A 23,030-nucleotide genomic window follows, 5' to 3' on the forward strand; every position below is an offset into this window, starting at 1 on the left:
GCTGGCAAAAGTAACTAAACATCGGGGGCATCTCAGCTTTAGTTTTCTAACCATCGGCTACAGTCATTTTTCACCTACGGTATCGCGTGATTATGTTTGATAACCAGCAATTGATTAACGATGATAAAGAAGCCGTCTGGCACCCCTACTCATCGACCAATAATCCCATCGACAACTACCCCGTCGTGTCCGCCGATGGCGTGCGCCTGACGCTTGCCGATGGCCGACAACTGATCGACGGCATGTCTTCTTGGTGGTCGACCATCCACGGCTACAACCATCCGGTACTGAACGAGGCTGCTCAACAACAACTGAGCAAGATGAGTCATGTGATGTTCGGCGGCCTGACCCACCCCCAGGCCATTACTCTGTGTAAGACCCTGGTAAAAATCACCCCAGCCAACCTCGACAAGGTCTTTCTCGCTGATTCAGGTTCGGTGGCTGTCGAGGTGGCAATGAAAATGGCATTGCAATACTGGCTATCCCAAGGCATCAACACTAAAACCAAGCTGCTGTCACTGCGCAACGGTTACCACGGTGATACCTTTGGCGCAATGAGTGTCTGTGACCCCGTTACCGGCATGCATCACCTGTTCGAAAAGTCGATGCCACAACACCTGTTCAGTGAGGCGCCGCCGATGGGCTTTGATCGCCATTTCACAGAAGCTGATATCGCAGATTTTACCCATCAATTACAACAGCATCACAGTACTATTGCCGCGGTTATTTTAGAGCCAATCGTCCAGGGCGCCGGCGGTATGCGGTTTTACTCGCCTCAATATTTGGCGCGCATCAGAGCGCTTTGTGATGAGTTTAACGTATTGTTAATCGCCGATGAAATTGCCACCGGCTTTGGCCGTACCGGTAAACTATTCGCCTGTGAGCACGCCAATATAAGCCCCGACATCCTCTGCCTCGGCAAGGCGATCACTGGTGGCTATATGACCCTGGCGGCGACGCTATGCTCAAACCGTGTGGCCGAGGGTATATGTAGCGGCGAGGCTGGCGTGTTAATGCACGGCCCTACTTTTATGGGCAACCCTCTTGCCTGTGCAATTGCCAACGCCAGCATAGACCTACTGCTTGACTCACCATGGCAACAAACCGTGGCCAATATTGAGCAGCAATTATTGTCGGCATTACACCCGGCTCTCGCATACGACAACGTTGAAGATGTTCGGGTATTAGGCGCCATCGGTGTTATTGAAATGAAACATGCCGTTAATATGGCCGACATCACCCCCAAATTTGTCGAGGCAGGCATCTGGGTCAGACCCTTTGGAAAATTGGTCTATATCATGCCACCATTTATCATATCCGACGACGATCTTCACTATTTGTGTAGCACTCTACTGTCTATTATTGAATAAAATCACGTCGTTTGACTGGCAAAAAAAAACCCGCAACCGACTCTGAATCAGAGCGGGATGCGGGCTTTTCGACTCTCAACTATTGCGAGAGCACGATGGCGCTTTATTAGCTAAGCGTCTTCGTCGCAAGACCAATAATATACAGCACAGCAACAATGGCAACGGCTGGCTTAATATCAGAGAACTTACCCGACATAATCTTGATCGCGGTATATGCAACAAAACCCATGCCGATACCGTGAGAGATCGAGAAGAACAATGGCATGCCGATCGCCGCAATCCAAGCTGGCGCCGCCTCAGTCATATCATCCCAGTGGATGTTACTCATGTCGGACGTCATCAACAAGCCAACAAACATCAGTGCTGGTGCTGTCGCATAGGCAGGCACAAAGCTCAAGAGTGGCGAGAAAAACATCGCAATCAAGAACAGGATACCAATCACAACAGAGGTTAGACCTGTTCGGCCACCGGCAGCAATACCCGCACCTGATTCAACATAGGTCGTCACCGAAGACACACCCAGGGCAGCACCAATGGTAGTCGCCGCAGAGTCAGAGACCATGGCGCGCCCCATGTTATCAAACTTACCGTTTTCGTCGGTTAAGCCGGCCTTAGAAGCCGTCGCCATCAACGTACCCGAGGTATCGAACAAGTCAACGAAAACAAAGGCCAGGATGACTGAAATCATACCCACTTCTAGCACACGGCTAAAGTCCATCGCCATAACCAGCTCGGACATTGAAGGCGGAGTAGAGACCAGGCCTGAAAAGTGAGTCATACCCAAAATAGCGGCGATAACACTGACGGCAAGAATAGAGATCAATACGGCACCCGGTACTTTTTTACTGTCCAGCGCAATAATGAGCAACAAACCAAAACCAGCAAGAATAGGACCCACTTGCGTGAAGTCACCCATTTTGATGATAGTTGGGCCAAAGGCAACAACGATACCGGCGTTCTTCAGTGCGATAATAGTCAAAAATAAGCCGATACCAACAGTGATACCGTGACGCAGACTAGAAGGAATGCTGGTAATAATCCATTCACGGATCTTAAAAGCGGACAATAAGAAGAAGACAATACCGGAGACAAAAACTGCCGCCAGTGCCTGTTCCCATGTGTAACCCATACCGCCGACAACGGCAAATGCGAAAAAGGCGTTCAGACCCATGCCTGGCGCAAGACCTGCCGGGAAGTTAGCCCACAGCCCCATGATGAAACAACCAATGGCTGCAGCCACCGCTGTGGCAACAAAAACAGCACTGGCATCCATACCTGCCGCACCCATGATATCTGGGTTAGCGAACAAGATATAAGCCATCGTTAAGAAGGTGGTCAAACCGGCAACAATTTCGGTTCTAACCGTCGTGCCGTGAGCCTTCAATTTAAACATTTTTTCCAACATGGTCCCGTGAACTCCTGGATCCGAACAGTATAGTGATAGCCTCTTTACCGCATCTTACTATCTACACGACTGTTTCATTAGTGTATTTAATCGTTTACTAAAGTACGTGTTACATATCTTAATCGGGCGCAGATCAAAATAGCTCTATGGTAAATCTTCATTTAACACAAAAGCTGAATACCCCGACTGCAATTACGTAGTATCACGTATTCTTAGAAAACAACTTATATCAAAAACCTGTCCTTTACGACAAGTTTTTGCCATTTTTATTACCATCTGGTGATTTACCGATAAATCAGGCGGGATTCTAAGGCCATTTCACCCCCTAAACCTAGTCTCAAGATCAATAAAACTCTAGCCAAACTGATAGAATAAACAAATGTTTAATCTGCATTAACCCGTGATAAAACAACGTTAATTCAATCGGCCAAAGTGTTGAAAACTACATTGATAGCCAATCAGTCAGCATTACCCCCGTTACTGCTGACCTTATAAAGCTGCCAACCATTCTTACTGACCAATCATATAGTCAGTATGTTAGAATAGATGCATTACCAGCCATCTACCGACACCATGAATCAACGACAACGACAACGCCTTGCAACCCGCACTAAAATTTTAGAATCTGCTGCCAGCGTATTTGCCGAGTTAGGCTTTGAGGCGGCATCAATGGGTGAAATAGCAAAACGCGGTGATTTAAAAAAAGCCCTGGTGCAATATCACTTTGAGACCAAGGAGCAACTCTGGAAGGAAACCGTCGATAGACTTTGGCAGGAACGTAAAACCGCGCTACCGAGTATCGACCTCAGCCAATGTAATCAGGAGAGCGATCAGCACTTACTCACTGACATTCTAAAAAGCATTATCATTTTTGCCAAGGCACACCCCAAATGGCTCTATATCATGTTTCGTGAGTCTTCAGGCAAGGGGCAGCGCCTGGAGTGGTTTATCAATCATTATATGCGCGAGGACTACGACAGCAGTATTCGTTTTGTTGAGAGTTTCCAGCAAAGGGGCTTACTGCCCGCCGGCAACCCTTTACACTTGACTCATATTATTTGTGGCGCCCTCACCTATGTGCTGTTTATTGCCCCTATGTCGACCAAGGTAACCGGTATTGACCCAACCAGTGACGAGGCCATCGATGGCTTAGTCTCGATGCTGGTGGGCTTGCTCCAACACTCCTTACCTGGCAAAAACACTTCCTAAGCGGATGACTGAGCGAGAAACCTCACAACCAATGCATTGAATATCAGTGGCTTCTCTGCATGCAACCAGTGACCAGTATTCGCAATCATTTTAAAGCTGAAGGCGGGAAAATAGCCGCGCATAGCCTGCTGATGATCTGCGGTAATGTAGTCTGAGTTTTGCCCCTTGATAAACAGGCATGGCCCTGAGTACCGACTGTCTAACTGCGGCCCCTGCGCGATCTCATGGTAGTGCTGTTCCAGCGATTTGATATCAGCGCGCCAACGAAATTGACCATCCTCCCCCTTATACAAGTTCTTTAGTAAGAACTGCCGAACGCCAGGTTCCTCAATATACTCAGCCATCTCGGCGTCAGCCTCGCTGCGCTTGTTAAGTGCCTGCAGATTGACCGCTCTTAAACCAGTAAAAACACCACGATGACGATGCTGCTGATAATGCACCGGAGCAATATCAGCAACAACAATAGCCTCAACCATACTCGGGTGCAGCAAAGCAATTTGCATCGCAATTTTACCGCCTAACGAATGACCGACAAGAGAGAATTTTTCAATACCCAGCTGCTCAAGACAGCTCACTATTGATTGCGCCTGCTGGCTGTGAGAAAAACCGCCTTGCCAAGGAGACTTGCCATGATAGGGCAAATCTATCAATAGCACTTGATAATGCTCTGATAACTGTTTTGCCAGCGCCAACAGGTTATCACCCATACCCAGCAAGCCATGGATCAGCACCACAGGATGCCCCTCACCGAGCGTTCGAATATGCAACATCATAATCTCTACTAACAAATTAATGGTTTCAGTGTCGCCACAATTATAACCTCCAGTTGCTGCAATATGTGAGTATTCCCGTTAGAATCTTGACCCTACATTTTGCTAGCAAACTCCATGAGGCTTTCCGTGCGATTTTTTATAGTAGCTCTAACCATACTGCTTTCAGCCTGCTCTTCGACGCCACACAACCCAACAACCTTTCAGTATCAAATCGCTGAGGGGAAAGATGAGAAGCAAATCCGTGGCGATATTAAAAATGTGGTCATCGCCTCTATCAACTTTGGCAGCCCCTCTCGCCACTACTTACAAAAAGAACAATACAAAGTTGATGCCGCAGTAAAGTCCTATCTCACCAAAAATGGCTTCAACTTATTGCCCGAGCATCATTTTGAGAATGCCCTTCGCAAAGCCACCTATGAATACGGTAAATACTATGACGAAAACACTGGCAAACTAAACCGTAATACGCAACAGAAAGTGTTGCTCTCTGTATTGCAGCAACTCGAAGAAAGCACCGACGCCGATACCATTATTTTTACGGATTTGATTGAACGTAAAATTAGCTTTACCGCTAATATGCAGCGCCAAGCACGGTTTGACGGCGTCACCCGCAAAGTAACGCTTCAGGGTCCCAGCAACAGCGTGCCGGTGGACTTTGACTGGAATCAGCTGGTTGATGCCGTGTCACTGCAGGTCGCCATGTTTGACATCAAAGGTAATGTTCTATTCTCGTCACTTGGCGGAATCAGCGCAACTCAATCGGTCGACACCCGCAAGTCCCCGCCTCGCTTTGTTCGCTCTCGCAATGTATTGAGCAGCACCAGCCAAATTGAAGAGGGTGTCGAGTTAGCCTTCCACCCTATTATTACCATGAAGAGTTACCCAGGAAAAAAAGCACAGTAAAACTGTCCATTTCGTCAACTAATTGATTAACCTTCCGATTTTCCGTCAAAGGGTAATCAATTAGTGCCTCTCTCTGCTCTATTTGATAAAATCCGCCACACCGATAGCCCTATGACGACGCTATCTCATCACCGCACTGCTAACGTATTGATCGATATAGGACACCTGTAATGAGTACCGCTAATTCTGTCTTAGCTGTGAACAACGACCTGCCAATCCGCACCGACAAAGCTGTCCATAGCGGCAAGGTTCGCTCTGTTTACTGGCTGACTGAAGCCGACAGCGCACGCCTTATTCAACAAAAAAACTACGATGTCGCCGCCGACACACCGCTGGCCATTATGGTCATCAGTGACCGCATCTCTGCCTTTGACTGTATATGGCATGGGGAGAACAATTTACACGGCGTACCGGGAAAAGGTGCGGCGCTAAACGCAATATCGAATCACTGGTTCCAATTGTTCAAAGATCACAACTTAGCAGACAGCCATATACTCGATATACCGCATCCTTTCGTCTGGATAGTGCAAAAGGCCAAGCCGGTGATGATTGAGGCTATTTGCCGCCAATATATTACCGGTTCAATGTGGCGCGCCTACCAAAATGGCGAACGTAATTTCTGTGGCAATTTATTACCAGAAGGGCTGAGTAAGGACCAGGCCCTGCCAGAATTGATTATCACCCCATCAACAAAAGGCATACTCACTGGCATTGACGGCGTCCCTGAGGTCGACGATGTCAATATCAGCCGATCGGATATTGAGAATAATTTCGCCGCTTTTAACTTTCGCAGCGCCGATGACATCGATAGCTATGAACGCTTATTGAAAGAGGGCTATCACGTGATCAGCAAAGCCCTGAGTAATATTGACCAAATTTTTGTCGATACTAAATTTGAATTTGGCTACGTCACCGACAAAAACGGCGATGAAAAACTTATCTATATGGATGAAGTTGGCACACCAGACTCCTCTCGTATTTGGGATGAAGCCTGCTATCAACAGGGAAAAATTATTGAGAATTCGAAGGAGGGCTTTCGTCAACTGCTCCTAAACCACTTCCCCGACCCTGACATTTTGTTGAACAAGGATCGGATGGATGAACGTTGCGCACTGGCTCGAGATAACGCCTTACCTACCGACGTACTGATGAATGTCTCCGCCACATATATGGGGATTGCGGAAAAGATTACCGGTGAGAAAATTGTCCTTTCTGACAACCCGAAACAAGAGATCATCGAGATTCTTAAACGTGACTATCAATTAGTCGACTAAGCCATCGCGAGCCGGTTACCCCGCACTATTAGCGGGGGTGAGCATAATGTTGCAGCAGCGCCTGTTGCTTGTGATATAAACGCTGCTGTTGCCACTGTTCTTGTAGTATTACCACAATCTCTGCCGCCACCTCTGACAGCGGCTTAGGCTGTTCCACGCTGCGCTCTTTTAGTTTAACAACATGCCAGCCAAATGATGACGCTATAGGCCCCGACCATTGCGACAGTGTCAGAGACTGAATAGCGCGGGAAAAATCTCCCCCAAAAATACGCCGATATTGCCGCTCTGTTTGCAGCGGTAAGTGTTGACCATGAATAAACATTTCGCCGTTTAAAGCACCGGCTACATTGCCTCCAGACAAAGCCTTAATCGCGGCTTGTGAGCGCTGGAAGGCCACCTCAGTACCGCCATTATCAGCAGCGAAGAACACGTGCTCCAAAGCAATTTTTGTCTCTTTTATGAAAGAGCTCTTATGCTGATCATAATACTGTTCTATCTGTCGATCTGAAAACATAACAACCTCTCCGAGCATTAGGTTTTGCTCTAACAATTGCACCATGCGACGACGCACCACAAGATCACTCTCGACCATGCCAAGCGCAATCGCTTGATCGATATGATATTGCTCGTCACCTTGCATGACCTCACTTTCAATAAATTGCATATTGAGTAACAATCGTTGACGGACCACCGAGTCTTGCAGGTGAAACCCTCTGGCTATCGCCTCTGCGACCATAACCCGCTCGAGTAATTGCTCCTGCATCAGTGCGGCCAGGATTTTTTTGTCGGCAACCTGACCCTGTTGCAACTGCCACTCTGCCGCCAACTGTGCAATCTCTTCTGAGCTGATCGGCTCAACCATGTGTTGATGGGAGTCGCCGTCCATGCCAGCAACAACAAAGATAAACAAACCAATCATCAAAAAATGTAACAACGGCGAGTAGATAAATTTTAACAAAATCGCAGCCAAGATAGCCTCTTACTAGTCACGTTAGTGCGCGTCGATAAAGCCTAACACGTGTTCCTGCTGTGCGTAATATTGGGTAACAGCATCGGCCACCACCGGTTCTAGCGCAGCTTTTACACACTCCGTGGTATTATTTTTTTCGCTGATATGAGCCATCACAAGCATCTTTAATACGCCCGGGCTTTGACTATGATGAAGGCTGAGAAAATCTGCCGTCTGACGGTTCGACAAGTGGCCATAACGGCCACCTACCCGCTGCTTAAGCATTGCCGGATATGGGCCTCTGGCCAACAATTGTTCGTCATAATTTGCCTCTAGAATTAAGCTGGTACAGCGTTGATAAGCGCTAAAAACAGCATCATCAACACAACCCAAGTCTGTCAGCATGCCCAATCGTATTTGACCGTGTGAAAATATAAATTGGCAGGGCTCCCGGGCATCATGCATAACAGGGACCGCTAAAACATTGATATCACCAATTGAAAAATCAGCCGATTGATCGATGATATTGAGCTCATTAACAGCGCCTAGCCGGCTAGAACCTGCTGTTCCCTGCGTCATCCATACAGGCAGTTGAAAGCGTCGACTAACAACACCCACGCCACCAATATGGTCACTGTGCTCATGGGTTACCAGTATTGCATCAAGATGCTCTACACCACACCCAATGCTGGCAAGCCTGCGCTCAAGCTCTTTACCAGAAAAGCCATTATCGACTAACAAAGTAGTTTGGCCGCAGCGGATAATTGTTGCATTACCCCTGCTGCCACTACCCAGTACCGCAAACTGCACTAAGACAGATGCCCACGAATATCAATCAACAGATTCTCGAGCTGCTGCTCAGTCAATATGTTACTACCGCTTTCAACAGCAATACGAACCTCAGACCATCCTTTTCGCTCTTTACTGGGCATCACATTGATTCGATAAACCGTATCACTTTCCAGCTCATCCTCACTGGATGCACCAAATAGACGGGCGAAGAAACCAGGCTTGTCATCCTCATCAACAACCTCAACATATCGAGCGAAGATGTTACCGCTGCTCTGGTTGATATCGGTAATTTTAAAGCTGGCCTTGGTCAACGCTTTTTGGGTCGAGGCCCATGCACGATATTGGTCGAGATCGACAAGTATGCGCGCATCGTCACCACGATAGAGCTTTATCCGCCCCTTGGTATCGATACCCTGTGCCAATAAAGAAACTGATTCAGCTCCTTGGTCACTGGCAACATAACCGGCAAATTCCCGCAGCATCCACTGCTCTCGCTCAGTGTCATTCGAGGCACTAGGCCAATCTGAACGACTGACCACAGAGTCACGGGGAGACTGCCACTGCAGAACTCTTACCTCTGAGCTACCACGCTGAACACCCTGAACAACGGTGAAACGAAATTTCTCACGGTTGTCGGTTTCCTCACTTTGCAGCAACCAAGGTGTTTCTAAAATGCCGGCCACACCATCGGCGTATTCGGGATATATGCTATTTCTAATCAAAAAGTCACGCAGGCGAGGCCACACCTGACCAGGCTGCAACTCAATAATCACCCAGTGCTCGCCTTTTAAGCTTTGAATTCTGACCATGTCATCATTGGCACCCGTGGCCAGCGGTGCCGGCCTGGGAGTCTCTACAACACGCCCTAGATCGTCACTCTCAGCGATTTCAGGGATGACATAGGCATCGTCAATCGCTGCTTGGCTCATCTCGGAAGAGATATTAATCCGGCTGGTCTCTTCAGATTTAAGGTAATCACTGCTTTTATCCGGGTAGAGACCGTCGTCACCAAAGAAAAAACTACAGCCTGATTGTGTAGCAATAAGCCCGGTCACTACAACAAGGCCGAAAAGTCGACGGGTTGCTCTTATTATATTAAGGTTTTTCATTTAGTTAAGCAGCTCCGCTGCCACTAACGCAGCACGTACTTGCGCATGATATTGCTGATCAAGCACTGTTAATGGCAGACGAATACCTAGGCCTATTTGCCCCATTTCAGCCAACGCCCACTTCACAGGAATAGGATTGGCCTCAACAAACATACTTTCGTGAACCTCTAACAGCGATTGCTGAATTGCACGGGCCGCATCAGCCTCACCCGCAATAGCCAGACGACAGAGATCTGACATTTGCTGAGGAGCAATATTGGCCGTCACCGATATATTCCCGTGTCCGCCCAAAATCATCAGCTCAACAGCGGTTTCATCGTCACCGGAGTAGATCGCGAAATCAGCAGGCGCAGCATCGATCAATTGTTTCGCGCGTGCCAAATCACCCGTCGCCTCTTTGATACCGACAATATTTTCAATAGCCGTTAAACGCAGCACGGTCTCAGGCAACAAATCGCAGGCTGTTCTACCCGGCACGTTATAAAGAATCTGTGGAATATTAACGGCTTCAGCAACTGCCTTGTAGTGCAGATACAAACCTTCTTGAGTCGGCTTATTGTAGTAAGGCGTCACTAATAAACAGGCATCAACGCCAGCATTCTTAGCCGCCTCAGTCAGTTCGATAGCCTCTGACGTCGAGTTGGCGCCAGTACCCGCAATCACAGGAATGCGCTTGTTAACGCGATCAACAACACGGGTAATAACCTGGCAATGCTCTGAAACATTCAATGTCGCAGATTCACCACTGGTGCCTACAGCAACGATAGAATCTGTGCCATGTTGCAGGTGAAAATCGACCAATTTGTCTAACGCATCCCAATCGACTAAGCCTGAGTCCGTCATTGGGGTAACGAGCGCAACAATACTGCCCTTGATCATTTCATTTCTCCGCAACATTCAAAAAAATGCTATGGTACTTAGCCTCAGGCACAAGCTCAAGTCACCAGAGCTAAAAGTCGTTGATTTTATCAAATTAAATGATATAAAGCTGAAATAGGCCGTCAAACAAGGCACCCCCCCTCTCATTTAACTGGCTGTTAACCATTGCTTAAAACTATGAAATATCTTGCTATCCTGGCCCTGGTCTCTGCTTTTTTCAGCCCAGCTAGTCTAGCCCTTACTGAGCAGCACTCTATTACAGAGTTAGCGCCAAATGACCAGCGCTACCTACAGTACCAACGACAGCGTATAAACGACTTATTCATGAGTCAGCTGGGGCAAAACATACGCGGAGATAAGAGCGATCTTATTGCGATGCAGAAACTGATAGACCAGCACATTATTAAACGAGATGACACGCTGATGAACCAGGCTTTGGGCGTGGTTTTTGGCGACTTGCTGGCGAAAGATCTTAATATGAAATGGGTGGTCTATACCGACCAAATTGGCCGCTCGCGGGCACTACAACTTGGCCATAGCGAGTATCTATTATTCCCTGTTTCGATTATTTCACGTCGAACCGATGCTGGTATTACCCCTGATATACAACAGCTTTACAGGCAAACTGTTGAGCGGATACAGCCCCATATTACTAAGAACCCGTACTACAAACCCGTACATTAAGCCCTGTTAGTGGTGATGCGCCACTTCCTTTTTTAAACCAAAACGGCTTAGCACCATTTTTAACGCTCGCTCCATGAAGTTCATCGGTACTTCGCTCACCACAGACACCTTCTTGGACAACACACCATCGACCAAATCAGTTAATGGCTGCACCAATGTCTTTATGCCGACGGTATTAACAAACATAAAATTATGACTCACCGAAGAGTACCAGGCTAACTTTAACTGTTTTTCTTGCTGGTTATCGAATAGAAACCAGGTGCCAAATGGCAGCGCCTCTAGGAGCGCAACAACATCCCGCTCCTCACTGGTCCACTGCTTATCTGGCTGCCTCTTTTCAACAACGGCATTCTTAACCTTAACAACCACACTTTCTTGCTCGGTTATATCAACAAGGTCTTTCGGCTTGGCACCATTAATTACCGCCGACATTGCCTGTTCAAGCTGGGTTAGTAATTCAGCAGCCTGTGGCGGCGCAAAGCCAACCATATCAATACCTTGCTGTAATTGGTCTATAAGTTTTTTATTTACTCTAAAGCGCTTTGCCTTCGCCGATTCGGACAGTGTCACTATAGGCTGAACACTGATCATTAGGCCTTTAGCAACTAAGATGGCCTCATTCCACTCGGCACTTTTGGCTCCGTAGCGCAGACAACTAAAAGATAAATAATCGACCCAAACTTGCTCTAGCAACAACCTCAAACACAGGGGTATAGTCGTTCCTTTGATTAATTGGGTAATGACCTCTGCCGCGGTTTCTTTGGCATCAACAAGACGGTCCAAGCCCCGCTCTGTTTCCAGGCTGCGCTTTTCCGAGAGCTGGATACGCTTTTCTGTTTCGACAACAAAGTCATTAAAATCAGCAAGTAATTTGGGAAAAATCGATAAATCATCAACAAAGTCGTCCAAAACCGTTTTTACAATCTGTTTCAACTTGTTATATATCCGCTTGCTCTGTCCAGGCTGATTCCAACGGGCACCGGCCTCAGCCATTGAATTCAACAGCTTACGCGCAGGATGACTAACATCATTGACAAATTCTGGTGACAATAACGCCACCTTTAAATAGGGCGTGTGAAGGTAACTCAACAAGGCTTTAACTTTGTCGGGTATCAACTCATCTTCAAGCAGATAGGAGAACAGCATACCCACTAGATCGACGATATCTGCATCGTGACTGGTTAAAGTGTTGCGTCCCGCTGCTTTGCCCAGCTTCTGTAACTGGTCGACAAAGTCAGCCTCTGCATTACCAATAGACAACCCCTTACTGCCCTCGACACTGGATATCGCTGTCTTGGACTGCACCACAGACAAAGCCAGAGCGTAATCTGATTTTTCAAAGCTCTCATCAGGGGAATAATTGTTAACATCCAAGCCGGCCAAACTGACCCCACTTGTGGTTTGCTGTCGCTGCTCGCCCGCAAAAGTCTTACTTAGTTGCAATTCGCGAATGCTAGACATTAATTCTGACTGTCGTTGCGCCGAATCATTATCAGCCTCGGTCAACGACCGACTCGCAATCGGTTTTGCCCGATTGCTGCGGGCCAACACGCCTTTCTCAGATTCCTTAACGTCAGCCTGCACGATACTACTTTTGGTTACCTCACCGGCCTTAGACTTGGCTAACAATGCAGAATCCAAACTCCCTGCCTGTACCGTGCTTTTTTTGAACTGGAATTTTAAATTGGCCAGCACGCCAGCATCTGCCAAGTGCTCATTCAAGCTTTCATAGAGCGCAGCAAGCTCTAACATTATAGTCTTGTCGAATATTTTATAGAAAACCAACTTCAACTTGGTGTCTAAATCAACCCCATCCATTGCCTGCCTTAATGCATAGGTAATATGCGCTGGACCACAGGGGTTGCTATCGTCGTTTACCTTGCCACTGCCTCTGAGCACCGACAACCGCTGATTAAGCTTCCACAACACTTCGGTAAAACGCACATTGGCCCGTGACACCATGACGGTAATGGCAATTTCATCCTCAAGCTTTTCATCTTTAACAAGCTCGAGAACGGTAATACCTGGCGCGGCTGTATCCGGAATGAAATTACTGTCTTTTTCTTCAAAATCTTTGAAAGATTGCACGTTGTAGGACACAACAACTTCTTTAATGAAATCTTTCTTAGTGCGAATTTCGTTAATCGCCTCAAAAAGGCGGCCTTGCTGAACACTGTTTTTGGCTTTTTCGGCAAAGGAAAACACCAAGTCATCAAACTGAGAGAACACACTGTCCCAACGTTCATCGATGAACTCCGCTGTTTGCTGTCTGCAAAAGCTAATTATTTCCCTAGACAAATTCCATTTCCTTTTAGACGCGGACAACCATAGACCGCTAAACTCCCGCTCTTTGCTGCTCATTTATTGTATTTATTCTGACAAGCCCCACAAATAATAGCGAATTTGTGGCCACCAAGACAAGTAGAAGCTGCTAAAAGCTTAGCTCTATTTCAATAAATAGCACCAAAACACCGAACATCCTTGCCATATCAGTGTAGAACAGTATCGCTAAGTTGTAACAGACTAAAATTAGGGGGGGGGGCGACGAGACAATGAGAGGAAAACAACTCGGGCAGACTGATACCTTACCCGAGTTGAGAGCGCTAGAACTGATCTGGGCGCAGCATCGCGTCATGACCACCATCAACAAAGATGACCGAACCACACATAAACGAGGCTTTTTCGCTCAGCATAAAGCTGACCGCATCGGCTATCTGCTCTGGCTGCCCCAGGGAACCAACCGGTACAGTATCGCCGAAATCTTTCATCATTTTACCTAGCTTTTCATCTGCCATGACTTTATCCGACAGCGGTGTTTGGATAATACCTGGAGCAATTGCATTCAACCGAACACCCTGCGCCGCGTAAGCTGTTGAGTTACGACGCATCCAGCGGGTCAGCGCCAGCTTAGAACCACCATAGGCATTCTGTGGCTCACCGATCTCATCAACAATCGCGCAAGCCTTGGTCTCATCTAATGCCAAACAGGCATCTACGTAGGCGGCATCAGCTCCCATAGGCGCCGAGTTTGATGAAATCATCACTACGTTACCCTGCTTCAGCACCAACAAATCCTTAAGCGCCTCCAGCGTTTCCACCGCACCAAAGAAGTTAACCTTGGTAATCAGTGATGGCGGATTGACTGAAGGGCCTAGACCAGCACAGGGAACGTAACCATCCAAGCCCTGAGGAGCTTTTTCACGGATAGCGGCAACAGCCGCCATGCGGCCCTCAGAGGTAGAGAGATCAGCAATAATATCGGCGTCCTTAATATCGACAACAATGACCTGATGACCACCATCTAACAATTGCTGCTTAATCGCTGCACCAATACCGGTTGCACCACCGGTCATAGCATAAATTCCCACGCTTTCTCTCCTAAAGTCAGGTTGTTGTACAGCCCATTACTGACTGCAAAATATTATTCTCTTAAGTAACCAAACAAAACGTCGCTGGCACAGCAACAATGCGCCCGCGCAATACCATGGTTTGTCTGGATTCAAATTATATCGACCTCACTATAATTGGCTATTACCATCCGGTAACACCCCATATCGATTATATTATTGCGAATAATGAAGGTTTGCGTCAGCCCAAAAGATCGACAACGTAATCAGCAATGGCCAAGGAGGCCGTCAGACCTGGGGACTCGATGCCATAAAGCATAACGAGACCATGAACACCGTGCTGCAACTCGCCGAGAACACAGAAATCTTGCTCAATCGAACCATCAGGACTGACAGCCTTGGGGCGAATTCCACTATAGGCCGGCATCAATTTTTTGACCTCTAGCGCTGGCCAATAAGTGGATACCTGCTGGGCGAAAGCCAACACGCGGCTCTCGTCAACACCGTATTCCTCTTCTTCAAGCCACTCTACATCAGGCCCAAAACGAAGCCCACCCAGGATATCCACAGTGGCATGGACACCCAACCCATCCTGCTCAGGCAATGGATAGACCAAATGCTGAAATAAGTGGCTGCCTGTATATTGAAAATAGCTGCCTTTACAGAGCTTTTGCTGCCTAACCGCCGATAGAGGAATACCCGTCATCGTTGCCGCCACGTCAGACGCACCGAGACCGGCTGCGTTGATTAACCGATGGCAGTTAACCGTGTATTTACTGGCACCACCAATAGACAGCTCAAAATCATTGCCATCATAAGCCGTTGACAGACATTCCGCATTGAGTACGGCAATACCACCAAGCCGCTGTATATCAGCCAGAAGAGACAATGCATAGGCGGCACTATCAAAAATTCCAGTATTGGCTGAGTAAATAGCGGACTGCGCTATTACACCTGCGGGTAGGCCATCAATAGGTGGCCGCTCAATCAGAGCCAATCCTTCGACACCATTGTTTAAGCCCTGCTGGTGGAGTGCCTTCAATGCCTCAAACTGCGTCATAGTCGAGGCGATGATATACTTGCCGATGCGATTAAACGCGATATTATTAGCCGCTAGGTAACGATATAATTTCTCGGCACCAGCGACACAAAGCTGCGCCTTGAGGCTGCCGGTTGGGTAGTAGATTCCCGCGTGAATGACTTCAGAATTACGCGCCGATGTCGCTGTGCAGAATGCGTTGGCTTTCTCTAACACAACCACTTCATCGCCTGCCAACAAGAGCGCTCGAGCAATAGCCAAGCCAACAATACCACCACCAATGACTACCGTCTGAGCATCTACAGTATTTAAGTCAGGCGTAGCCCGGCTAACCATCTCTAAGCCACTGTTTATCCAACTGCAACCACAGACCATAAAACTTGGCTAAACAAACGTAAAAACCACCTTGGTCAAAGCGTTCAATCTGAGTACTGAAATCGTCCTGCCACGACAGTAAATAGTCTGTCATAAACTGCTGCTGTTGAGCGCCGCTGCCCTGCTGACAAAGCTCTGCCATATAGGCTAACAACACACCAATATGATCCGCAGGCTCGGGAAAACTCTTATCAACCTCAAACCCCATAGTCTTGAGGTTTACCACAATATGTTGATGCATCGGACCAAACAATGGCGGGTCTTCACCACTGTCTAACCTCTGTAAATAAGCACCGGCATAGGGAGAGACACAGAACTTTCCGGCAACAATAAAAAGGCCACAGTAATCTGCTGCCAAATGCAATCGTTGCTCCTCCGTCAGTATCCCCTTAAGCCTGTCCTGCAACGCTAAGCTGGTGTCACGCAACTCTGGCTGAAAGCTAAGTTGGCGAAACAGTAACTCGCCCTCCTCGCCCTGTAACAACGCTAACGATTGGCTTTCTATTTCCCGGCTGAACAATGAGGACAGCCATCGGTAAATCATTGCTCGAGCATTATTTTGTTGCTGCTCGAGCGCTGCTACTTCGACCATTATATCTTTATCTCAACCGGTCCGGAGAACGATGCAACCTCAGGCAATTTACCCTTAAATTTCTCGAACTGGACGTTACAGGTGTAGGCCGAACAGGCTTGAGCCAACTTAGAAGAGCCAATATCCATGGTCAGTGTATTGGGGTCGCCATAGCTACACAGCGCACCGATTTCACTGCCCCCCTCCTTACGACCATCTTTACCGACCGGCCCATACCAAGCGCCCTCTTCAATGCGCAGTACACCGGGCGGGAAGTTGTCGGAGACAACAGCACCAGCAAGCAACTGACCACGGTCATTAAACACCCTCACCACATCGCCTGGCTTGATGCCTCGCTGCTTAGCGTCATCGGGATTGATATAGCAGGGTTCTCGGCCTTGAACAGCATAGCTGTTGCGATACTCTTCTGACTCACACATCTGCGAGTGCAGGCGATGGTTAGGGTGACAGCTCTGCATCCAAACAGGGTGTTTATCAGAGCCTGGGCCGCCATGGCTACGCTCAGCCTTCTCCATCCACATTGGGTGCCCCTGACAGTCATCATAGCCAAAGCTGGCAATCTTACGACTAAAGACCTCAATCAAACCAGAGGGTGTGCCCAGCGGGTGAAATTCAGGGTCTTTACGGAAATCGGCTTGACGCGTCCAGGTCTCCCCCTCACCAAAGTGCACATAGCCCTGCTGCCAAAAGGTGTCAAAGTCCGGCATTTCAAACTTGCCCTCATTGGCCGCTTTACAATCGTTATAGAGCATTTTTAACCAGTCAAACTCATCCATTCCACGACTGTATTCTTTGTCTTTGCCCGGGCCTAAAACACTGGCAAAACGCGTGAAAATCTCAAAGTCTGACAGGCTATCGAACAGCGGTTCGACCATTTTTTGCATCGCGATAACTCCGCGGCCAGCATAGGCACCGTAGACATCGAGATCATTGCGCTCAAGCGTGGTACAGGCAGGTAAAACTATATCGGAAAAACGCGCCGTCGCCGTCCAGTTAACCTCTACCGTCACCACAGCCTCTAACTTATGAAAGGCTTTTTTCATCCGGTTACGATCTTGGTGATGACTCCACGGATTATTACCCGAGAAAACCATCATCTTAATATCGGGCAAGGTGACCTTGGAACCATTGGCATCAATAACCTTGCCGGGTTCCAAAATGGCATCAATAAAACGAGCCACGGGAATGGTATTACTGAAACCTTTAAAATCTGTACTGGGATATAGTGGCTTTTGGTCTTCATCTAAATTTCTGGGAAAAGCGCCCGGCGCCGCAGCACCAGTGGCAGGTACACCAATTGAGCTATAGTGATGACCGTAGGAAATACCACCACCGGGCAAGCCAATCTGACCCAGCATCGTCGCTATAACAGCGCCCATCCAATAGGGTTGCTCTCCATGCTGTTGACGCTGAATACACCACCCCATAAGGATCTGAGTGCGGTCTTTTGCCATGAGTTCAGCAAGTTCTATAATTTGCTGTTCGCTGACACCACAGATTTCTGACGCCCAGGCCGGAGTCTTCTTAACGCCGTCGCTCTCCCCGGTAAGATAGGGGACAAAACGCTCAAAACCTAGGCTGTAACCCTCAATAAACTCTTCATCGTGTAGCTTATTAGTATAGAGGTGGTAGGCCATGCCCAACATCATCGGCACATCGGTCTGTGGGTTGACATAAATGCGCTCAGAACCCAGATACTCCTGGGTTTTAGAGACTACCGGGTCGATGTGAATAACGCGTATTTCACCGGCCGCGACCCTCTCCTTCAATTGTGCCAAATATTCAAAGGATTCATGGGTTTCAGTGTTCCAGCCAACCTGCAGGTTTTTTACCGGATCATTGGCCCACATTACAATGGTCTTGGCATTTTCAAGAATTAATGGCCAGGAGGTACCCTGGGCATAAACCTCAGTGGTGCCGAGGATGTAAGGCATGATGGTCTGACCAGCGCCGGTCGAATAATCGCCGATTTTCTTCACATAATCACCGTGCATCGAGACTGCACGCTGCATGTGGCTGGTACAGCTATGGAGCTGACCAACGGCACGCCAGCCGGTCTGACCCGCGTGCAAGCCAGAAGGGCCATAGTTGGTTTGAACCTCATCCAGAGACTGCTTAAATAAATTCAGCGCCTGATCCCAGGTCACTCTTACGAAGCGGCAATCGCCACGTTGCGTGGTGTCTGATTTATGGCCATTGAGTAGAAAATCCAAACGTACCATTGGATAGCGAACTCGAGATGGGTTATACACCAAGCCTCGCACACCGTTAATCATATCCGTTGGATATTTGTCCCTTTCGAAGGGCACAACCTGATCAATCACGCCATTCTTACGACTCATTTTAAAAGCACCCCAGTGGGTGCCCGTGGTCAGCCATTCTTGCTCTGGTTTCTCGTCCGCCAAAGCAGACAGCGGTGCCAAAACAGAAGTGCCAGTCAATGCCGCAGCAGAAGAACCTACTAAACCCTTGAGGAAATCACGTCTAATTATCGTCATAAGGCCTCCTTATTAATGTTTTTCATCGGAAAAAGTGGACGAGTGCTGCTGCAAATATTTCTGCACCAGAGCCTGCGTATCTTGATCGAAGTTGACGAAGGCCAGCATCCCCTGGAACATACCAGGCCAGGTATTGGCATCGAAGTGTGCCTCAGCAGGCTGGGTATGACACACCGAACAGGCCGTGCTGTAGGTAGACTTAGCGTAGTCCCACAGCGGCTGTACATCGGCCAGCATGTAGTCGGCATCGGTCCAAATAGTCAGCTCTACCCGCTCCCAGGTTAGACCCGTCAGTGGGTCTTCTTTTTCTTCGAACACACTGATCACACCGTCAGTCTTCGCCGCATCCATCGTCAACTGCGCAGAGTTCATGTTGATACCAAAATCGAAATAAATGACCCGTCCGGCACCGATCCGTTTACGCCAACCATCAACATGCAACTTAATTCGTTCACCACTGGAATCGATGACCGTGACCTTGGTAGCAATATTCAACAAGCCCGCTTCAACATCGGTATCAGCCGATAAATATAGCGGCTTGGTCAACGAGCTGTAATAACTGGCATCGTTGTCAAAACTTCTGGGGCCACTGCCCACCTCGGCAATTAACTGTGGCGCGCGCGAGGCCCCCATGTCGGGTAGATGGTGGGCAATACCCTTGTGGCAGTCGATACAGCTTTGATCATTTTCAGCCGCTCGCTTCATTTGCTTCTGAGCCAGCTTCGACATATCTTCCCATTTCATCGAATCATAGCTATGGCACTGTTTACACTCCAAAGAGCCGTTGGCATCAAAACGTGCCCATTCATGGCTGGCTAATTCAAGGCGCTTCTCTAAGAATTTTTCACGGGTGTCGATGGCACCGGTCAATTTTGCAAACACCTCTTTGGAGGCCTGCATCTTCCGGGCGATTTTATTGGTCCAGTTGTGAGGAACATGACAGTCCGGACAGGTCGCTCGAACACCAGAACTGTTCGAATAGTGGACGGTTGATTTGAGTTCTTCGTAAACGTTGTCACCCATCTCGTGACAACTGATACAGAATTTTTCTGTGTTGGTGACCTCAAGCGCAGTATTAAACCCACCCCAGAAAATCACACCCATAATAAACGCTGACAGCGCAATGGTGCCAAGGGTTAGATGCTTGGCCGGCGTCGTCAATGAGCGCCAAATATTCTTCATCCAGTTCATGCTCTGGTTTCCTCTTTAAGCTGAATAGTTGTATTCGGTATCGCTACATACCGTGACCAGGAGGGCCTAATATTATTTGCATAATCCAAATAATAAAGCCGTAGCCTCCGACACCTATAATGCTGAGGATTGGAAAGAGGAAAACCGCGATAAAGGCCAGCGCCTTCAACTCATCTTTCTTTTCTTGCTGCTCAGTTAACGTCTCATCCTGCATGATTCACTCACCCTTAAAGCTGTGTTACTACCAAGTAAAGCTATACCTGATAGGGCCTAGTATTAGATTTCTTTATCTTCGCCGCAATTATAAAAATAGCCGTCCATGTAGCCATTGTCATCAAAATACAGGAAACCAGTCAAAAATCAGCGCCATCATAACCGCGTCAACATTTAAGCCACTGACGTGTATCAAGTTACCAGATATTAAAAATAAATCATACATCGGCATTCAGCGTTCTACAGGCACAAAAAAAGCCGCTAAGAAGCGGCTTTTTTTAATGTGAACTTAAGCAAATATTATGCTTTTGTCCAACCAGTGATCTCAGAAAGAGCATCGCCGATTTGCGCGAGAGAGCGGACAGTTTTAACACCGGCGTCTTCAAGTGCAGCAAACTTTTCATCAGCAGTACCAGCACCGCCAGAGATGATTGCGCCAGCGTGACCCATACGTTTACCAGCAGGTGCAGTAACACCGGCAATGTAAGAGACAACAGGCTTAGTAACATTAGCTTTGATGTAAGCTGCCGCCTCTTCTTCAGCAGTACCACCAATCTCACCGATCATAACAATCGCTTCGGTCTGTGGATCGTTCTGGAACATTTCCAGTACATCGATGAAGTTAGTGCCTGGGATTGGATCGCCACCGATACCAACACAGGTAGACTGACCAAAACCGTAGTCGGTGGTCTGCTTAACTGCTTCATAAGTTAGTGTACCTGAACGTGATACGATACCAACCTTACCTGGCAAGTGAATGTGACCTGGCATGATGCCGATCTTACACTCGCCCGGTGTGATAACACCTGGGCAGTTAGGGCCGATTAAGCGTACGCCTAGCTCGTCACACTTAACTTTACACTCAAGCATATCCAATACAGGAATGTGCTCAGTGATAGTTACGATTAACTTGATACCAGCGTTAGCAGCTTCAAGGATTGAATCCTTACAGAAAGGAGCAGGAACGTAGATAACAGATGCATCAGCACCGGTTGCCTCAACAGCTTCAGCAACAGTGTTAAACACTGGTAGACCTAAGTGTTCAGTGCCGCCCTTGCCTGGTGTAACACCACCAACCATTTGCGTACCGTAAGCAATTGCTTGCTCAGAGTGAAAAGTACCCTGGCCGCCAGTGAAACCCTGACAGATGACTTTAGTATCTTTATTTATTAATACAGACATTGATAATTACCCCGCCGCCTTAACTGCTTGCTCAGCAGCATCAGTCAGACTTGTTGCTGCAATGATGTCCAGGCCAGAGTTCTTAAGAACTTCTTTACCCAAATCAGCGTTAGTACCTTCCAAACGAACAACAACAGGAACCGTAACACCAACTTCTTTAACTGCGCCAATGATGCCTTCAGCAATCATGTCGCAACGTACGATACCGCCGAAGATGTTAACCAATACACACTTAACTTTTTCATCAGACAAAATAAGTTTGAATGCATGAGCAACACGCTCTTTCGTTGCGCCGCCACCTACGTCAAGGAAGTTAGCTGGGTTGCCACCGTGTAGGGCAACGATATCCATAGTACCCATAGCCAGACCAGCACCGTTAACCATGCAGCCGATGTTGCCATCAAGTGCTACGTAGTTAAGATCCCACTGAGCAGCCTCTGCTTCACGAGCATCTTCCTGCGAAGGATCGTTCATATCGGCAATCGCTTTCTGACGATACAGAGAGTTGCCATCGACGCCCAGTTTGGCGTCTAGACAGTGAAGGTCACCGTCTTCTTTAATCACAAGAGGGTTGATCTCGATAAGGGCAAGATCTTTCTCTTCAAACAACTTAGCCAGACCCATGAAGATCTTAACAAATTGGCCAACTTGAGTTTTGTTGAGACCTAGCTTGAACGCCAGCTCACGACCTTGGTATGGCTGCGCGCCAACCAATGGATCGATTTCACACTTAAGAATCTTTTCAGGCGTCTCGTGTGCAACAGTTTCGATTTCAACGCCACCTTCAGTAGATGCCATGAAAACGATACGACGAGATGAACGGTCAACAACCGCGCCTAGGTATAACTCGTCAGCGATATCGGTACAGGTTTCTACTAGAATTTTAGAAACTGGCTGACCATTTTCGTCCGTTTGAAAAGTCACTAGGTTCTTACCTAACCACTGTTCAGCGAAAGCTTTTGCTTCGTCGGCAGACTTGATGAGCTTAACGCCACCCGCCTTACCGCGACCACCAGCGTGGACCTGGGCTTTAACAACCCACATATCACCGCCGATTTTTTGAGTTGCTGCTGCAGCTTCTTCTGGAGTATCGCAAGCGAAACCCTGAGAAACTGGCAGTCCGTATTCAGCAAACAACTGCTTGCCTTGATACTCATGCAGATTCATATCTTATTACCGTTTTTTATGTGCTGACAATCAGCACCTCACTCTTTCTTGCACTACCCCGATTTTATATATTTATCGA

Annotated in this window: 20 protein-coding genes; 5 read left to right on the forward strand and 15 right to left on the reverse strand. The window is 47.8% G+C overall.

Going from position 1 to position 23,030, the window contains the following annotated elements; all coding sequences use genetic code 11:
* Positions 1–92 precede the first annotated feature (92 nt).
* The gene (gene bioA, locus L9P87_RS02815; RefSeq protein WP_237443158.1) at positions 93–1,370 is read left to right on the forward strand and encodes an adenosylmethionine--8-amino-7-oxononanoate transaminase; all 1,278 of its coding nucleotides are present in this window, start codon (positions 93–95) and stop codon (positions 1,368–1,370) included.
* Between the two features lie 106 nt (positions 1,371–1,476).
* Here bioA and L9P87_RS02820 read toward each other — a convergent pair whose 3' ends face one another.
* Positions 1,477–2,763 (reverse strand): NCS2 family permease, encoded by a 1,287-nt coding sequence (locus L9P87_RS02820; RefSeq protein WP_237443159.1) that lies wholly within the window; start codon positions 2,761–2,763, stop codon positions 1,477–1,479.
* Between the two features lie 558 nt (positions 2,764–3,321).
* Here L9P87_RS02820 and L9P87_RS02825 point away from each other — a divergent pair.
* Positions 3,322–3,984, forward strand: a complete 663-nt coding sequence (locus L9P87_RS02825) for a TetR/AcrR family transcriptional regulator (RefSeq protein ID WP_237443160.1) — start codon at positions 3,322–3,324, stop codon at positions 3,982–3,984.
* On the opposite strand, the gene L9P87_RS02830 is transcribed toward L9P87_RS02825, so the two are convergent.
* On the reverse strand, positions 3,981–4,757 hold the full coding sequence (locus L9P87_RS02830) for an alpha/beta fold hydrolase (RefSeq protein ID WP_237443161.1): 777 nt from the start codon (positions 4,755–4,757) through the stop codon (positions 3,981–3,983). The genes L9P87_RS02825 and L9P87_RS02830 overlap by 4 nt on opposite strands.
* A 126-nt stretch (positions 4,758–4,883) precedes the next feature.
* On the opposite strand from L9P87_RS02830, the gene L9P87_RS02835 reads away from it, so the two are divergent.
* Together L9P87_RS02835 and L9P87_RS02840 are read left to right on the forward strand one after the other, a co-directional pair.
* Positions 4,884–5,660, forward strand: coding sequence for a hypothetical protein (locus tag L9P87_RS02835; RefSeq protein ID WP_237443162.1), 777 nt, complete (start codon positions 4,884–4,886; stop codon positions 5,658–5,660).
* Between the two features lie 170 nt (positions 5,661–5,830).
* A complete protein-coding gene (locus L9P87_RS02840) occupies positions 5,831–6,934 on the forward strand; it encodes a phosphoribosylaminoimidazolesuccinocarboxamide synthase (RefSeq protein WP_237443163.1) in 1,104 nt (367 codons plus the stop codon).
* A 28-nt stretch (positions 6,935–6,962) separates the two neighbouring features.
* On the opposite strand, the gene L9P87_RS02845 is transcribed toward L9P87_RS02840, so the two are convergent.
* From L9P87_RS02845 to dapA, 4 genes are read right to left on the reverse strand one after another with little or no spacing between them, the layout of a single operon-like run.
* The gene (locus L9P87_RS02845; RefSeq protein WP_237443164.1) at positions 6,963–7,892 is read right to left on the reverse strand and encodes a peptidylprolyl isomerase; all 930 of its coding nucleotides are present in this window, start codon (positions 7,890–7,892) and stop codon (positions 6,963–6,965) included.
* Between the two features lie 33 nt (positions 7,893–7,925).
* Positions 7,926–8,693, reverse strand: coding sequence for an MBL fold metallo-hydrolase (locus tag L9P87_RS02850; protein WP_237443165.1), 768 nt, complete (start codon positions 8,691–8,693; stop codon positions 7,926–7,928).
* Positions 8,693–9,784 (reverse strand): NlpB/DapX family lipoprotein, encoded by a 1,092-nt coding sequence (locus tag L9P87_RS02855; RefSeq protein ID WP_237443166.1) that lies wholly within the window; start codon positions 9,782–9,784, stop codon positions 8,693–8,695. Before L9P87_RS02855 ends, L9P87_RS02850 begins: the two co-directional genes overlap by 1 nt.
* Positions 9,785–10,663, reverse strand: coding sequence for a 4-hydroxy-tetrahydrodipicolinate synthase (gene dapA, locus L9P87_RS02860; protein ID WP_237444361.1), 879 nt, complete (start codon positions 10,661–10,663; stop codon positions 9,785–9,787).
* Positions 10,664–10,840: 177 nt separating this feature from the next.
* Here dapA and L9P87_RS02865 point away from each other — a divergent pair, with 177 nt between their 5' ends.
* Positions 10,841–11,347: a DUF3806 domain-containing protein gene (locus L9P87_RS02865; protein WP_237443167.1), complete on the forward strand. Its 507-nt coding sequence runs from the start codon at positions 10,841–10,843 to the stop codon at positions 11,345–11,347.
* Positions 11,348–11,353: 6 nt separating this feature from the next.
* Here the strand turns inward: L9P87_RS02865 and L9P87_RS02870 are convergent, their stop codons facing one another.
* From L9P87_RS02870 to sucC, 9 genes are all read right to left on the reverse strand, one after another.
* Positions 11,354–13,645 carry a DUF1631 family protein gene (locus L9P87_RS02870; protein ID WP_237443168.1) on the reverse strand — a complete coding sequence of 764 codons (2,292 nt, stop codon included), beginning with the start codon at positions 13,643–13,645 and terminating at the stop codon, positions 11,354–11,356.
* A 305-nt stretch (positions 13,646–13,950) separates the two neighbouring features.
* The gene (locus tag L9P87_RS02875; protein WP_237443169.1) at positions 13,951–14,715 is read right to left on the reverse strand and encodes an SDR family oxidoreductase; all 765 of its coding nucleotides are present in this window, start codon (positions 14,713–14,715) and stop codon (positions 13,951–13,953) included.
* Positions 14,716–14,935: 220 nt separating this feature from the next.
* The gene (locus L9P87_RS02880) at positions 14,936–16,069 is read right to left on the reverse strand and encodes an NAD(P)/FAD-dependent oxidoreductase (RefSeq protein WP_237443170.1); all 1,134 of its coding nucleotides are present in this window, start codon (positions 16,067–16,069) and stop codon (positions 14,936–14,938) included.
* Positions 16,062–16,700, reverse strand: coding sequence for a molecular chaperone TorD (gene torD / locus L9P87_RS02885; RefSeq protein WP_237443171.1), 639 nt, complete (start codon positions 16,698–16,700; stop codon positions 16,062–16,064). Before torD ends, L9P87_RS02880 begins: the two co-directional genes overlap by 8 nt.
* The gene (gene torA, locus L9P87_RS02890; protein WP_237443172.1) at positions 16,700–19,198 is read right to left on the reverse strand and encodes a trimethylamine-N-oxide reductase TorA; all 2,499 of its coding nucleotides are present in this window, start codon (positions 19,196–19,198) and stop codon (positions 16,700–16,702) included. Before torA ends, torD begins: the two co-directional genes overlap by 1 nt.
* Positions 19,199–19,210: 12 nt before the next feature.
* Entirely contained in the window at positions 19,211–20,389 is a 1,179-nt protein-coding gene (gene torC, locus L9P87_RS02895) for a pentaheme c-type cytochrome TorC (protein ID WP_237443173.1), read from the reverse strand.
* 43 nt (positions 20,390–20,432) lie between these two features.
* The gene (locus L9P87_RS02900) at positions 20,433–20,603 is read right to left on the reverse strand and encodes a periplasmic nitrate reductase, NapE protein (RefSeq protein WP_237443174.1); all 171 of its coding nucleotides are present in this window, start codon (positions 20,601–20,603) and stop codon (positions 20,433–20,435) included.
* Between the two features lie 299 nt (positions 20,604–20,902).
* Positions 20,903–21,784 carry a succinate--CoA ligase subunit alpha gene (gene sucD, locus L9P87_RS02905; protein WP_237443175.1) on the reverse strand — a complete coding sequence of 294 codons (882 nt, stop codon included), beginning with the start codon at positions 21,782–21,784 and terminating at the stop codon, positions 20,903–20,905.
* Between the two features lie 6 nt (positions 21,785–21,790).
* The gene (sucC, locus tag L9P87_RS02910; RefSeq protein WP_237443176.1) at positions 21,791–22,951 is read right to left on the reverse strand and encodes an ADP-forming succinate--CoA ligase subunit beta; all 1,161 of its coding nucleotides are present in this window, start codon (positions 22,949–22,951) and stop codon (positions 21,791–21,793) included.
* Positions 22,952–23,030: the final 79 nt, after the last annotated feature.

Source organism: Sinobacterium norvegicum (genome assembly GCF_923077115.1).
GTDB classification, from domain to species: Bacteria; Pseudomonadota; Gammaproteobacteria; order Pseudomonadales; family Sinobacteriaceae; genus Sinobacterium; species Sinobacterium norvegicum.

Bases quoted from the DNA above. Each gene is read 5' to 3' on its own strand.
- bioA (WP_237443158.1), top strand. From the start codon at position 93: ATGTTTGATAACCAGCAATTGATTAACGATGATAAAGAAGCCGTCTGG.
- L9P87_RS02820 (WP_237443159.1), bottom strand. From the start codon at position 2,763: ATGTTTAAATTGAAGGCTCACGGCACGACGGTTAGAACCGAAATTGTT.
- L9P87_RS02825 (WP_237443160.1), top strand. From the start codon at position 3,322: ATGCATTACCAGCCATCTACCGACACCATGAATCAACGACAACGACAA.
- L9P87_RS02830 (WP_237443161.1), bottom strand. From the start codon at position 4,757: ATGATGTTGCATATTCGAACGCTCGGTGAGGGGCATCCTGTGGTGCTG.
- L9P87_RS02840 (WP_237443163.1), top strand. From the start codon at position 5,831: ATGAGTACCGCTAATTCTGTCTTAGCTGTGAACAACGACCTGCCAATC.
- L9P87_RS02855 (WP_237443166.1), bottom strand. From the start codon at position 9,784: ATGAAAAACCTTAATATAATAAGAGCAACCCGTCGACTTTTCGGCCTT.
- dapA (WP_237444361.1), bottom strand. From the start codon at position 10,663: ATGATCAAGGGCAGTATTGTTGCGCTCGTTACCCCAATGACGGACTCA.
- L9P87_RS02865 (WP_237443167.1), top strand. From the start codon at position 10,841: ATGAAATATCTTGCTATCCTGGCCCTGGTCTCTGCTTTTTTCAGCCCA.
- L9P87_RS02880 (WP_237443170.1), bottom strand. From the start codon at position 16,069: ATGGTTAGCCGGGCTACGCCTGACTTAAATACTGTAGATGCTCAGACG.
- torD (WP_237443171.1), bottom strand. From the start codon at position 16,700: ATGGTCGAAGTAGCAGCGCTCGAGCAGCAACAAAATAATGCTCGAGCA.
- torA (WP_237443172.1), bottom strand. From the start codon at position 19,198: ATGACGATAATTAGACGTGATTTCCTCAAGGGTTTAGTAGGTTCTTCT.
- torC (WP_237443173.1), bottom strand. From the start codon at position 20,389: ATGAACTGGATGAAGAATATTTGGCGCTCATTGACGACGCCGGCCAAG.
- L9P87_RS02900 (WP_237443174.1), bottom strand. From the start codon at position 20,603: ATGCAGGATGAGACGTTAACTGAGCAGCAAGAAAAGAAAGATGAGTTG.
- sucD (WP_237443175.1), bottom strand. From the start codon at position 21,784: ATGTCTGTATTAATAAATAAAGATACTAAAGTCATCTGTCAGGGTTTC.
- sucC (WP_237443176.1), bottom strand. From the start codon at position 22,951: ATGAATCTGCATGAGTATCAAGGCAAGCAGTTGTTTGCTGAATACGGA.